Raw genomic sequence first — 13623 nt, 5'->3', positions numbered from 1 at the left:
CCCCAACACCGGACCCTTCTTTCCGCTGACTGTTCCCGCACTGCCGAGTGCTTCCCCGATTCCCGCGCGGCGTTTCCTGACTGGCCAGCGCGCCCCTCAAGGAGATCCCATGTCGCGCTTTCCCGCTCTGCACACCACCTTGCTGACTGGCCTGCTGGCCGGCGTGACCTCGGCCCTGGCGGCGGGGACGCCCGCAGGCACCGCCATCAACAACCAGGCCTCCGCGACCTACGAGGCGGTGACGCCCGGCGGCGATACCCGCAGCGACAGCAACGTCGTCACGACGACCGTGCAGGCGGTGTGCGCCGTCAGTGTCACGCCCGGCGGCACGGTGGCGGCGCCCGGCCAGAGCGCCGACCTGCTGCCGGGCGAGCGGGCCGTGTTCCGTTACACGGTGGTCAACGCGGGCAACGCGCAGACCACGCTGCCCCTGGCCGCGCGCCGCGAGGAGGGCAGCGCCTTCGCCCCCGCCGTGGCCCTGTACGCCGACCTCAACCGCAACGGGGCGCTCGACAGCGGCGAGCCGCTCATCAGCAGCGTGGACCTCGCGCCCGACGCCAGCGCCGACGTGCTTCTGGTCGCCGACGCCGGTCCCAGCGACCAGGGCGACGCCTTCGTGAACCTCGTCGCGTCGTGCGGCGGCAGCCAGAGCAGCGCGAACGTGAGCCGCGTGCGGGTGGGCGCGCCGCCGGTCCTGAACGTCACCAAGACCTTCACCCCGGCCCTGGTGCGCCCCGGCACCGAGACGACCGTGAACGTCACCGCCGGAAACGCGGGCCAGGGCAGCAGCCGTGAGGTGGTCCTGACCGACCTGCTGGCCGACCAGCTCGCGCAGGGCCTGAGCTTCGTGGCCGGCAGCGCCTCGGCCAGCCGGGGGACCCTGGAATACACCTCCGACGGCGTGGCCTGGAGCGCCCAGGAAACCCAGCCGGTGCGCGGCGTGCGCGTGCGCGCTTCCAGCCTCGCGCCCGCCGAGACCCTGAACCTGAGCTTCCGGATGCTGGCGACCCCCAGCGCCGAGGGCCGGGTCATTCCCAACACGGCGACCGTACAGAGCCGCGCCCTGAGTGCGAGCAGCACCGCCACGGCCGACGTCCGCTACCTGCCGGGCGTCGCCATCGGCCCGCTCGATCAGCCCCTGGCCCCGGAAGGCACCGCGCAGGACACCCAGACCCGTCCCTTCGCGGTGGTCGGCCAGCAGGTGTGCTTCGACCACACCGTCCAGAACACGGGCGACGTGAGTGACAACTTCCGCGTGGTCATCACCTACCCGCAGGGCGCGGCGCAGGCGACCCTCTCCGGCCCCGGCGGCGCGCCCCTGACCCAGCCCCTGCCGCTGGCCCCCGGCCAGACCTCGCTGGTCCGGGTGTGCTACTCGCCCTCGCAGACCGGTGCCCTCGACGCCCTGATCACGGTGCAGGGCGAGCGCGGCACGAGCAACACCACCCGCGACCTCGTGACGGCCATCGAGAACGGCCTGCCCGAGCTGCGCAAGAGTGTCGTGGCGACCTCGGCCGACGGCGCGGTCCTGGCGGCCGACGCGACGGTGGCCGTGGGCGACCGCCTGAGCTACACGCTGACGGTGCGCAATCCCTTCGCCCGCCCCCTGACCGGCGTGGTCGTGAGCGACCCGCTGCCCGCGCACGTGGACGGCCAGGGCGCGTCCGACGGCGGCACGTTGAGCGGCGCGGCCGGTGCCCAGGTGGCCGAGTGGCGGCTGGGCACCCTGGCGCCGGGCGAGTCGCGCACCCTGAAAGTCGAGGCGACCGTGAGCGCACGCGCGGTGGACGGTGAGGCCCTGACCAACGTCTTCAACCTCGTGACGACCGAACTGCCCACGCCGCTGCCCAGCAACGCCGTCGCCACGCCGGTCTGGAGCGCGCAGCTCCTGATCGACAAGACCGTCTCGTCGCAGATCGTGACCTACGGCGACCGCCTGACCTACACCCTGCGGGTGCGCAACGCCTCGGCCACGACGGCGGTCGTGGACGCTGTGATCACCGATACCCCCGCGCGCGGTCTGCTGTACCTGCCGGGCACGGCCACCCTGGGCGGGCAGCCCTTCGCTGACCCGGCGGTCACGGACGGCCAGCTGCGCTGGAATGTCGCCTCCATCCCCGCCGGGGGCGAGGTGGTCATCACCTACGCCATCCGCGTGACGCCCGAAGCGGCCACCGAACTCGACAACGTGGTGCAGGTCGTGGGAACCGGCGCGGGCGGCGTGGCGCGGGCCATCGCCAGCAACCAGGCGAAGGCCACCGTGCGCCTCGACCCCCTGAAGTTCGCGCCGGTGTCCGACCTGCTGGGTATGGTCTATGTGGACCGCAACCGCAACGGGCGCTACGACGCCGGGGTGGATACCCCCATCGAGCGGGCGCGCATCGTGCTGGCGGGTGGCCGACTGGCCCTGACCGACGCGGCCGGGCGCTACCACTTCTCCAATGTGGCCTTCGGCACGCAGGCGCTGCGTCTGGACCCCAGCACGGTGCCCTACCCGGCGCTGGCCGTGCCCGCCGACGGCGGCCTGAGCGGGACCCGCACGGTGCAGGTGCGCGGCCTGACCAGCGTGGACTTTCCGCTGGCACCCCTGGGCGGAGAAGTGGGCGCCCTACGACGCACCTCCTTACAAGTAGGTGACTTACGGCTAGACAAGGTGGTGACGGCCGTTTCTGGCGGCTACGTCGTGGAATTGACCCTGAGCACCCCGCGTGACCTGCCCGAATTCCGGCTGGAAGACCCCCTGCCTGGGGGAGCTGTCCTGAAAGAGGGCAGCAATACCCTCAGCACTACTCTCGGTGCGGGTGAGACGAAGCTCACGTACCGTTTCGACTGGACGGGCGAAGCGCGGGCCGCGACCACCGATCCTGCCGTGAGCTGGAGGTACTGAGAGTGAAGCTGAACGCCAAACACGCCGCCGTGACCCTGAGCACCCTGCTGATGCTGGGGTCGGCGGCCCATGCACAGGAGAGCGCGCCGGTCCTGCCTGCGGAGGCCCAGGCCCCGGCGGTCCTGCGGCGCAGCACCGTCTCGTTGCCCTTCGACGTGCCCGCGCAGGCCCTGACCGTCGTCGTGGCGCACCGCCTGCCCGCCGGGGCGACCCCCGTGCCGGGCAGCAGCCTGCTGGGCGGCAAGCCGGTGGCCGATCCCGTCCAGGGGGCCAGCGGCGTGCTGTACTGGACGCTGCCCGCCTCGGCGCTGCTGCCCGGCGGCGCGGCGGATACGGACACCGCCGGAGCCTCCGCCCTGCGCGGCCTGCTCAGCTACGAGCTGACCCAGAGCGGCGCCCTGCCCGCGCTCGATCAGCCTGCCCTGAGCGTCGTGCTGCCGGGCAACCGCACCGAGGTGCTCCAGGGCCAGATCGACGCGGCCGATTTCGCGTCGGCCTCGGCCGTGACCAGCGCCCCTGATACCGGAGACACGGAAAACGCCGGGGCCATCAAATTCCCGGTGGACGGCAGCGTCATCCGGCTGCGCGACCGCATCACGGTGACGGTCGAGGCCCCCCAGGGGACGGTGCCGACCCTCAGCGTGAACGGCACACCGGTCTCCGAGGATCTGATCGGCACCAACACCCAGGACGGCGCGGCCGGCAAGCAGCGTCTGACCTACGTGGGCGTGCCCATCCGCCCCGGTCCCAATACCCTGAGCTTCCTGGGCCAGACCACCTCCGTGTACCTGACCGGCGCGACCGCCCGCACCGAGATCACGCCGGTCTCGACCGTGGCCGACGGCAGCACGCCCATCCGCATCCGTATCCGGACCCTCGACGCCTTCGGCCATCCCTCGGGCCAGCAGACCATCACGGTCAACAGCAGCCTCGAGCCGCGCGTGGCCGACGCCAATCCCATCGACAGCGGCTTTCAGGTCCGGCTGACCGACGGCGAAGGCGTGCTGGAACTCCAGCCCCAGAGCGCGCCCGTGCCGCTGCGCCTGGACGTGCAGGAAGGGTCGGGCGCGCGCACCTACCGCTTCGATATCACGCCGGGGCGCAACAGCGTCGGCGTGGGGCTGGCGAGCGCGACCCTGGGCCTGGACGGCGACCTGAGCGCGGGCGACCTCACCTGGCAGGCGCGCGCCTACTACGAGGGACCGGTCGGGGCAGGCAAGCTGTACGTCGCCGCCGACAAGGACCGGCTGCCCACCGACGAGAACACCCTGGTGCGCAACCCGGTGTACGGCGACGCCAGCACCGAGCAGGTACCGCTGCAGGGCATCGACCCGGTGGCCCTGAGCTACGACCATCCGAGCTTCCGCGCCGAGTACCGCCGCTCGGCCCTGCCCATCGACGTGCTGCCGGTGGGCGAGCAGCTGACCGCCCTGACCGCCTACAGCAAGACCAACCCGCAGGTGTCGGGGTTCGTGGCGTCCGTGCCGGGCGACCGCGTGTCGGACCTGCGTATCGCGCCCGAGGGCACGCGGCTGCTGCACCTGCCTGACCGGAACATCAGCGAGGGCAGCGAGACCATCGAGGTCCTGACGCTGGAGCGCCAGACGGGCAAGGAACTGTCGCGCGTGACGCTGGCCCGCAATGTGGACTACGTGCTGGACCCGCGCAGCGGCGTCGTGACCCTGACCCGCGCCCTGGACCGCCTCGACGGCCAGCTCAACGAGCGCGCCGTGGCGGTCAGCTACCGCCTGAGCGACCCGCTGGGCCGCCGGACCCTGGCCTACGGCGCGCAGGTGAAATACGCGGCTGGCCGGACCACGGTGGGTGCGGCCGCCGTCAGCCTCGACGGCCAGGTCACGGCGGGCGTGCGCGGCACGTACGCCGACGGCTCCACCACCGCCGACGCCCTGGTCGCCTACAGCGGCGGTGTGCAGGCGAGCGCCAGCGTGAGCGCCAGCCCCGCCGAGGGCCACGCCCTGAGCGCGCGCGTGCGCTACCAGCAGCCCGGCTACGCGGGCCTGGGCAAGTTCGCGGACGGCCTGGAGGTCACCGGCAACTACACCGGCCGCCTGACCCCGCGCCTGAGCGCCGTCGTGGACGCCCAGTACCGTGACGTGCCGCTGCCCCGCGTGGCCGATGTCGAGAATGCTGACCACACGCGCGGCGGCAGCGTCACGGCCCGCGCGGACTACCGCCTCGCGCCCTTCAGCGTGGGCCTGGGGGCGCGTTACGCCTTCGGGGACGAGTACGGCCTGGGGGCCGTGGCGAGCGTGGGCTACCACCAGGAACCGGTGGACGTGGACATCGTCCACACGCAGCCCCTGAGCGGCAACCTGGACACCACGACCGACATCACCGCCCGCTTCAAGGTGAGCCGCAACGTGAGCCTGGGCTTGAACGACAAGGTGACCTGGGGCGAGGGCCATGTCGCGGCCCTGACCCTGGACAGCACCCTGGGGAACACCACCTACGCCGCCGGGTACGAACTGCCTACCGCGAGCGGTGCGGGCAACCGCGCCCGCTTCGGCGTGACGACCACCCTGCCGCTGAACGACCGCCTGGCTCTGGGCCTGCGCGGCAGCGCGCTGTACGGCATGGCGACCGGCACGGCCGAGCTGGGGGCCGGGGCCGACCTGAACTACAAGACCGACCGGGTCAGCGCGGCGCTGGGCACCGACGTGACCCGCCGAGACGGCGAGTTCGGGGTGGTCGTGCGCGCCGGGATCACCGGCAGCCTCAGTGACCAGCTCACGCTGACCGCCGACGCCCTGGCCGAATTCGGTCAGGACCGCGACGGCCAGCGCCTGAGCCTGGGCTACGCCTACCGGGGCGACCGCCTGAGCAGCCTGGGCTACGCCCGGTACCTTCAGGGCACCCTGGCGGGCAATGCGCCCGAGCTGAGCACCGGCCTGAGCGCCGAGTACCGCGAGCCGACCTGGGCGCTGCGCGGCGGCCTGGAAACGCGCACGCTGCTGGCCGACCAGGGCAGTTTCACCTGGCAGGGGTCGCTGGGCGGCACGGCCTACCTGGGCGAGCGCTTCGGCGTGGGCGCCTGGGGCCGCGTGCTGAGCCAGCCCGCCAGCCAGACCACCCAGTACGGCGTGGGCCTGGAGGGCAGCTTCCGCGCCCTGCCCGGCACCTGGCTCACCGCCGGCTACAACTTCAAGGGCTTCGACGGCCTGACGAGCAGCGCGGCCTACACCAAGCCCGGGGCATACCTGCGCCTGGACCTGACGCTGGACGAGACGCTGGGCCGCAAGAAATGAGGACAGTCATGGTGAACAAAGCAAAGATCGGCGCGTGGCGGTCCTGCGCCTGGCTGGTGACCGGACTGGTCACGCTGGGCTCGGCGGGGCAGGCCATCACCTGCGCCACGCCGGGGAAAGACGGCGTGGGGACCAATCTCACCGGGGTCGTGAACACCTACTATCCGGGGACGGCCAATGCCCCGGCCGGCGCGAACACCCTCTCGCTGGGGGCCAGTGCCGGAGCCAGTACCCAGATCACGGCAGGCGACCTGCTGCTGGTCATGCAGATGCAGGACGCGACCATCAACTCCACCGACAGCACTGCTTACGGCAGCGGCGGGACCAGTGGTTCCGGCGCGACTGCCGTCAATGCCGGGAAGTACGAGTATGTCGTGGCGACCTCGGCCTCCAGCGGTAACGGCAGCGTCAGCATCCGTGGTGACGGCAACAGCGGTGGCCTGATCAACAGCTACGCCAACTCGGCCTATAGCGCGTCCAGCGGCGCCAAGCGGTTTCAGGTCATCCGGATTCCGCAGTACAGCAGCGCGACCCTCGGGACTTCGGCGGTGACGGCGCCGGCCTGGAACGGCGCGGTCGGCGGTGTGGTGGCCTTCGACGTGGCAGGATCGCTGGGGCTGAACGGGGGAAGTGTCACGGCGACCGGCCTGGGTTTCCGGGGTGGGGCGGGCCGGGGCCTGTCCGGTGGCACGGGAGGATCGGGCACTGCGTATGCCAGTGCGGCGAGTAACAACTACCACGCCCAGAAGGGTGAAGGGGTCGCGGGAACGCCCCAGTATGTCCTTGCCAACGGGGCAACGGTGCAGACCGATACCACGACCGAAGGTTATCCGGGGGGCAGTTCTGCCCGGGGTGCGCCGGGTAACGCGGGGGGCGGCGGGACGGACAGCAACCCAGCCGCCAACGATCAGAACACGGGCGGCGGCGGCGGCGCCGGTGGCGGTGCCGGCGGTAAAGGGGGCAACGCCTGGAGTTCCCAGAGCCCCGTAGGGGGGATCGGGGGCGCGGCCGTCTCGATCGGGGTCTCGCAGCTCACGCTGGGGGGCGGTGGCGGCGCGGGAACGACCAACAACGCGACGGGCACGCCGGCGAATGGTCTGGCGAGTAGCGGCGCGGCGGGCGGCGGCGTCGTGATGGTCCGGGCCGGCACAGTGTCCGGTTCCGGTACGGTTTCGGCCAGTGGTGCGAACGCCAACAATTCCGTCGTCAACGACGGCTCCGGTGGTGGCGGCGCAGGCGGCAGCGTGATGATCGTCTCGCCCAACGCGCTGCCCGGCACCTTGAACGTCACGGCAAACGGCGGAACCGGCGGGACCAACACGGGCGGCGGGTCTCCGCACGGCCCGGGGGGTGGGGGTGGTGGCGGCGCCGTGGTGCTGTCCAGCAGTGGGCCTGCCGTGTCTGTCGCGGGCGGCGCAGCCGGGACGACCTCGGGTGGTACCTTCGGAGCGGTGCCCGGGAGTGTGGGCACGCAGGCCCTGACGGCGACCGTGTCCCAGGTCCCCGGCGCTTCGGCCACGGCGACCTGCTTTCCCACTCTGACGGTCACCAAGACGACCAGTACCCCTTCGCGGGTGTCCGGCACGAATACGACGGCGTCTTACACCATCACGGTGAGCAATACGGGGGGGACGGCCAGTGGCGTGACCCTGTCTGATGTGCTGCCTGCACCTTTTACCTACAGCGCCACCACAGCTACGACCTATAACGGGGGTGCAAGCGGCCCGGCAAGCGCGACGGGTACGGGGACCACCACGGCCCTATTCGGCAGCGCGACCAGCAGCTTTACTCTGCCACAGGGAGGCAGTCTCAGCGTCACGTTCACGGTGAACCTGAACTCGGCGGCCGCCGGCACCTACCAGAACCCGGCGACGGTCAGCTATACCGATCCGACCCGCACGAGTGCTACGGGGACCATTTCGCCCGGTGATACCTATGCGGCTGGCGGCACGGTGGCCGGCAGCAACTACGCCTCCGGCAGCAGCACGGGCGAAGACGTGACGATCACCAATCCGCCGCTGGCCTGCACGAATAACTTCTATGCCCTCCTGGGAGACACGACCAACGGATTCCAGAAGATCGCTACTCTGTCGCCGGATGGCACGGTGGGGAATACGATCGCCACCGTGCCTCCTGGAGCCAATAGCGCGAATGTCAATGCGGCTCTAGGGGTCAGTGCAGACGGAACTAAACTGTTCGTCGCGGCAGAAGACGGAAACCTCAAAGTCTACGATGTGACGACAGGCCAGTGGGTTGCCTCGGTGCCCATCAGTGGGCTGACTACCGGGAGTCTCCGTGTTCTACGGCTGGGTGTGACGCAGCCGACCACGGTTAATCCAAACGGACTCGGTTATTTCAGTGTGGGTACCCAGATCTGGAGATTTCAAACCACGGCGCCCTATACCATTTCGGGCCCGACGACCCTGAACTATACGGACAGTTCCGGTCTAACACCTGCAGTCACCATTTCTGGAAGCGGCGACTTCTTTGCCGACAGTGCCGGTAACCTGTTCCTGAGCGTGAACAACGGGAACAACGGCTCGTACCTCGATACCTTCCTCGTGCGCCCGAATGGCGGTGTCCTGTTCCTGGGCCGCCTGAACGACACAGATATCGGGACTGACACCTACGGCGGTTATGCGGCTATTGGGCAGACCATCTATGCGAGTTCTGCCGGTGGACGGATCATCGCGGTCAATTTGGCTGCCCTTACGGTTACCCAAACAGCCGCCTCCAACACGCTACGGGGCAACTCCGACCTGGCCAGCTGCAGCTATCCCACCCTGAATCCGATCATCGGCGTGACCAAGACGGCGGCGAAAGTCGCGGGCAGTGCCGGCAGCCTGATCCTTCCGGGCGATACCATCGAATACACCATCATCGTCAGGAACAGCGGCAACATCAGCGCGGCCGAGACGACGCTGCAAGATCCCATTCCGGCAGGTGCAACCTACGTCGCAGGCAGCACCAAGCTGAACACGGTGGCCGTGGCCGACAACAACGGAGCCATGCCCTTTGCCACGGCCAAGATCATCAGCAGCCCGGGAGCGGCCAACGGCGTTCTTCAGGCCGACAGCACCCCCACGGTCACGACCGACCGAGAGGCGACCCTGACCTTCCGGGTGACGGTCAACGCGGGAACGACCAGCGTCAGCAACCAGGCCACCGCCACCTACTCGGACAACTCGACCGGCAGCGCGGCGACGACCAGCGTGCTCAGCGACGATCCCAACACGCCTGCGCCCAACGATCCCACCGTGACCGACACGGCCAGGCCTGTGCTTACCGTGACCAAGACGGTTGACCGGACGGTCGCGCTGTATCCCAGTCCAGTCGGTGGGGCCGAGCCTGTGCCGCCCGTGCTCACCTACACCGTTACGGTCACCAACAACGGAAGCGTCGCGGCGACGGGTGTGACGCTGACCGATGTCCTGCCTGCCAACGTCGGGACGCCCACCGTCACCGAGAACGGCAATGCGGTGACGACCACCCAGAACGGGCAGAACCTGACCTGGTCGGTGGGAACCCTGGCGACAGGGACGGCGGCCACCCGTACGTTCAAGGTCACGGTCACGGCCCCCACTGCGCCGACCCTGCGGGCCACCCAGCCCCAGAGCGCCCTGGTCAACAGCGTCTCGGCCTCGGCGACGAACGCCGCTAACTCGGCTGCCGCGACGGCGACCACCGGTACGGCCTACACGGCGCTGTTCAAGCAGGTGCACAACCTCGGGTCGTCGCCGGCCGCCACGCCCATCCCGGCGACCTCGCCGGCCTGGAGCAGCACCGGCACCGGCCTTCCCCAGAACGTGCTGGAGTACTGTATCGACTTCACCAACTACGGCAGCCTGCCCCTGAACAACTACAGGATTGACGACGGGGTTCCGGCCAACACCACACTGGTCGCCGGTAGCCTGTTCGTGAAGCAGGGCAATATGCAGGTGACGCCCAGCACGGCCTTCACAGGCGCGACCACCAGTGTCTCCGGCAACACGGTGACGGCGACCATCGGCACACTGGCGATCAATACCACCGGCAGCTTCTGTTTCCGGGCCAAGATCAACTGAGCCGGCCCAGTGCCAGGGAGGGGAGGAGAGCCAGCCGGCGATCCTCCCCTTTTTGTCGTCCGCTCCGTACAATTCTCGACGTGTCCGACCTGAAGTGTCTCCGCGTCTTCCGCCTGGGTTCGGGATGACCTCCCGTCTGCGCGGCCTGCTTCTTCTCATCCTCGTGACGGCGGTCTGGGGCAGCACCTTCGCGGTGGTCAAGCAGCTTGGCGAGGTCCTGCCCCCGGCGGTGCTCATCGCGTGGCGCTTTCTGATCGCGGCGCTGGCCCTGTTGCCGGCGGCCCTGCTGCTGCGCCCGGCCCGGCCCGCTGTGGCCCCGGCTTCGCCGCTGTGGCGCGATGGCCTGCTGCTCGGGGCGTGGCTCATCGCCGGGTACGGCACCCAGACGGTCGCCCTCCAGACCACCGGGGCCAACCGCGCCGCCTTCTTCACGGCCCTGAGCGTGGTGCTCGTGCCTCTATGGCTGGTGGCCGCGCAGCGCCGCCGAATTCCGGCCGTGCTGTGGGCCGCCCTGCCGCTGGCGGTGGCCGGACTGGCCCTGCTCTCCTGGGAAGGGGGGCGGTTGGTGGTGGGCGACCTGTGGGCGCTGGCCTGCGCCGTGACCTACGCGGGCTTCATCGTCACGCTGGAAAAGGTGGCCCGCAACCACGCGCCGTTGCCCTTCACGCTGGCGCAAGTGCTGGCGGTCGCGGGCCTGGCGCTGGTCTGGGCGGCGGTAGCCGAGCCGGGGCGTCTGCTGCCTCCGCCGGGGGCGTGGGGCCCGCTGCTGTACCTCGGTGTGGTGGCGACCGCCCTGACCACACTGCTCCAGACGGTCGGCCAGCGTCACGTCAGCGCCGCCGAGGCGAGTCTGGTCTACACCCTGGAGCCGGTCGCGGCCACGGCCTTCAGCTTCGTGCTCATCGGCGAGCAAGTGGGGGTGCGGGGGCTGCTGGGGGGACTGCTGGTCGTGGGCGCGACGATCCTGAGCACGCGGGGCGACGAGGCCCCGCACGCCGAACTGCCCGCTCCAGCCCCAGAGCGTTGAGGGCCGCTCCGGCAGCGGCCCTCAACGCCCCGCTCAGCCCTGGTGGTAGGGCGAGGCCGGGCCGGTCAGCTCCGGGTGTCCGGCCTCGGCCAGCGCCTTGTCGCGGATCATGCAGGAGTCGCACACGCCGCAAGGCTCCTTGCCGCCCTGGTAGCAGCTCCAGGTCTCCCCGATGGGCACGCCGACGTCCAGCGCCGCGCGCACGATGTCCACCTTCGACATGGCCAGCAGGGGCGCCGTGAGTACCGCGCCGCGTCCCTCCAGCCCCGCCTTGCTGGCGAGGTCGGCGAGGGTCTGATAGGCCGCGAGGTACTCCGGGCGGCAGTCGGGGTAGCCGCTGTAGTCCACCGCGTTGATGCCCAGGCAGACCCGCTCGGCGCCGATGGCCTCTGCGAGGCTCAGGGCCACCGCGATGAACACCGTGTTGCGCCCCGGCACGTAGGTCGGCGGAATCACGCCGTCCTGGGTGCCCCCGGTGGGCACGTCCATCGCCTCGTCGGTCAGGGCGCTGCCGCCGAACGAGCCGATATTGATGTCGATGACGCGGTGGTCGGAACCGAACTGTCGGGCGATGGTCGCGGCGCGTTCCAGCTCGACGGTGTGCCGCTGCCCGTAGCGGAAGGAGAGGGCCGTGCAGGCGTAGCCCTCGCGCACGGTCAGGCCCAGCACGGTGCTGGAGTCCAGCCCGCCCGAGAGCAGCACCACGGCGCGTTTTTGCATGTCGATCATGTCGGTTCCTTTCAGTACCCCAGCCCCGGATTCCCGCCCAGGGGAATGAGGCGCTTGTCGCTGCGGACGTCGAGGTCGTCGGCGCGGTAGAGCTTGTGCATCTGGTAGCCGGCCCGCAGGCGCGGATCGTCCTTCACGGCCTCCGTGATGGCGTTCAGCACCCCGGCGTCGCGCTCGCGGGCCTTACTCCACTCGGGGTGCAGCCAGAGCACGGCGTCCTTTCGCAGGCCTTCCAGCGTCTCCAGCCCGGCACGGATGTCGCCCGGCTCGTGCACGATGAGCTTGACCTCGTCGGCGCGGGCGACCACCTCCGGCAGCGGCCACTGGCCGAAGGGTTTGGGCGAGAGCGTCACCCAGTCCAGATCGCCGCGCAGGGGCGCGATGCCACTCGTCTCGATGTGCACCCGGCGGCCCAGGGCGTGCAGGGCGCCGGTCAGCGGCGCGAGGTCGAACAGGATCGGCTCGCCCCCTGTGACGACCACGAAGGCGCCGTCCGGGCTCTCGGCGCGCACAGCCTGCGCCAGCTCCTCGGCCGACATCAGGGTCACGCCTTCGGGACGGTAATCGCGGTGCCAGGTGCCGGCACTGTCGCACCACGGACAGGCCTGCGGGCAGCCGTACAGCCGGATGAAGTACGCCGCGCGCCCCAGGTGTACGCCCTCGCCCTGCCAGGTATAGAAGCGCTCGTAGACGGGGTACTTCACTCCCAGTACTCGCAGCTGCTGTCGGGCGTCTCCCACAGCGTCACGCGCAACTTCAGGTCGGCACCGTCGTCCCCCCCCGGCAGGTCGGCCCGCACGCGCGCCATCGTGTGGCGGTGGATGTACGCGGCGATCACCTCGGCCGTCGTGTCGTCGCCCAGTTCCGGCAGGTCGTTGAGGTAGGCGTGGTCCAGGCCACCCGCGTCCACATCCTTCTTGGCCCACTTCAGGGTCTTGAAGTCCGCGACCATGATGTGGCGCTTCACGTGCGCGCTGGGCCGCAGCCGGTCGCTGGTCAGCTCCAGCCGCACGCGGTAGGTGTGGCCGTGCAGCCGCCCGCAGGGGCCGTCGTAGCCCACGATGGTGTGCGCCGAGTCGAAGGTGAACTCGGTCGCCAGTCGCCAGGGCATCAGCGGGCCGGGGTGTGGTCGGGGGCCACGTAACGCACGGTGCAGATGGTGTTCAGGCCGCCGCGCATGCCGTAGTCGCAGCGGATCTCCATGCTCAGCGGGTCGAGCAGCGCCACCAGATCGGCCAGCACGCGCCGGGTGGCGTGCTCGTGGTAGATGCCCACGAAGCGGTAGCTCGTGAGGTAGTACTTCAGGCTCTTGAGTTCCACGCAGCTCGCGCGCGGCAGGTACTTGATCTCCAGCCGCCCGAAGTCCGGCAGGCCGCTCCAGGGGCATACCGGGCTGAACTCGTCGGTCACGATCTCGACCTGCATCGGCTCGCCGGGGTAGCGCACGGGATCGTCGTCGCGCACGTTGGGGAAGGTGCCCAGTACGGCCACGTCGATGGCGTCGAGGCCCTGCACGTCGTAGCGGCGGTCGAAGCCGGGATTGGCGGGGGCGCAGCCGTTCTGGTCCTGGCTCTGGGCGGGGCGGTTCTGGTCCTGAATGGTCATGGTGGGGCTCCTCGGGGCAGTCGCCTGTGGGGCGACCGGGACGAC

The 13623-nt window shown here is 70.2% G+C and carries 8 protein-coding genes; 4 read left to right on the top strand and 4 right to left on the bottom strand.

The features are described 5' to 3' along the window. The first annotated feature begins 109 nt into the window (after window positions 1–109). The 4 genes from DGO_RS13740 to DGO_RS13725 all read left to right on the top strand — a co-directional run bounded on the left by DGO_RS13740 (window position 110) and on the right by DGO_RS13725 (window position 11244). On the top strand, window positions 110–2887 hold the full coding sequence (locus tag DGO_RS13740; RefSeq protein ID WP_043802504.1) for a DUF11 domain-containing protein: 2778 nt from the start codon (window positions 110–112) through the stop codon (window positions 2885–2887). A 2-nt stretch (window positions 2888–2889) separates the two neighbouring features. Next, complete coding sequence (locus DGO_RS13735; protein WP_014686116.1) at window positions 2890–6153, top strand: TonB-dependent receptor; 3264 nt, start codon at window positions 2890–2892, stop codon at window positions 6151–6153. A gap of 8 nt (window positions 6154–6161) precedes the next feature. Further along, a complete protein-coding gene (locus tag DGO_RS21170; protein ID WP_014686115.1) occupies window positions 6162–10217 on the top strand; it encodes a beta strand repeat-containing protein in 4056 nt (1351 codons plus the stop codon). 124 nt (window positions 10218–10341) lie between these two features. Beyond that, window positions 10342–11244: a DMT family transporter gene (locus tag DGO_RS13725; RefSeq protein ID WP_043802502.1), complete on the top strand. Its 903-nt coding sequence runs from the start codon at window positions 10342–10344 to the stop codon at window positions 11242–11244. A gap of 33 nt (window positions 11245–11277) precedes the next feature. On the opposite strand, the gene queC is transcribed toward DGO_RS13725, so the two are convergent. From queC to queF, 4 genes are read right to left on the bottom strand one after another with little or no spacing between them, the layout of a single operon-like run. Then, complete coding sequence (gene queC, locus DGO_RS13720; protein WP_014686113.1) at window positions 11278–11973, bottom strand: 7-cyano-7-deazaguanine synthase QueC; 696 nt, start codon at window positions 11971–11973, stop codon at window positions 11278–11280. 11 nt (window positions 11974–11984) lie between these two features. Then, a complete protein-coding gene (locus DGO_RS13715) occupies window positions 11985–12677 on the bottom strand; it encodes a 7-carboxy-7-deazaguanine synthase QueE (RefSeq protein ID WP_014686112.1) in 693 nt (230 codons plus the stop codon). Then, window positions 12674–13084: a 6-pyruvoyl trahydropterin synthase family protein gene (locus DGO_RS13710; RefSeq protein ID WP_014686111.1), complete on the bottom strand. Its 411-nt coding sequence runs from the start codon at window positions 13082–13084 to the stop codon at window positions 12674–12676. Before DGO_RS13710 ends, DGO_RS13715 begins: the two co-directional genes overlap by 4 nt. After that, window positions 13084–13578: a preQ(1) synthase gene (gene queF / locus DGO_RS13705; protein ID WP_083847300.1), complete on the bottom strand. Its 495-nt coding sequence runs from the start codon at window positions 13576–13578 to the stop codon at window positions 13084–13086. Before queF ends, DGO_RS13710 begins: the two co-directional genes overlap by 1 nt. Between the last annotated feature and the right edge of the window lie 45 nt (window positions 13579–13623).

This window comes from Deinococcus gobiensis I-0 (genome assembly GCF_000252445.1).
GTDB classification, from domain to species: domain Bacteria; phylum Deinococcota; class Deinococci; order Deinococcales; family Deinococcaceae; genus Deinococcus; species Deinococcus gobiensis.
Note: the sequence above shows the minus strand (reverse complement) of the source record. Positions and strands in the feature narration are given on the sequence as shown.

Coding starts and splice junctions, on each gene's coding strand:
- DGO_RS13740 (WP_043802504.1), top strand. CDS start 110: ATGTCGCGCTTTCCCGCTCTGCACACCACCTTGCTGACTGGCCTGCTG.
- DGO_RS13725 (WP_043802502.1), top strand. CDS start 10,342: ATGACCTCCCGTCTGCGCGGCCTGCTTCTTCTCATCCTCGTGACGGCG.
- queF (WP_083847300.1), bottom strand. CDS start 13,578: ATGACCATTCAGGACCAGAACCGCCCCGCCCAGAGCCAGGACCAGAAC.
- queC (WP_014686113.1), bottom strand. CDS start 11,973: ATGATCGACATGCAAAAACGCGCCGTGGTGCTGCTCTCGGGCGGGCTG.
- DGO_RS13710 (WP_014686111.1), bottom strand. CDS start 13,084: ATGCCCTGGCGACTGGCGACCGAGTTCACCTTCGACTCGGCGCACACC.
- DGO_RS21170 (WP_014686115.1), top strand. CDS start 6,162: ATGGTGAACAAAGCAAAGATCGGCGCGTGGCGGTCCTGCGCCTGGCTG.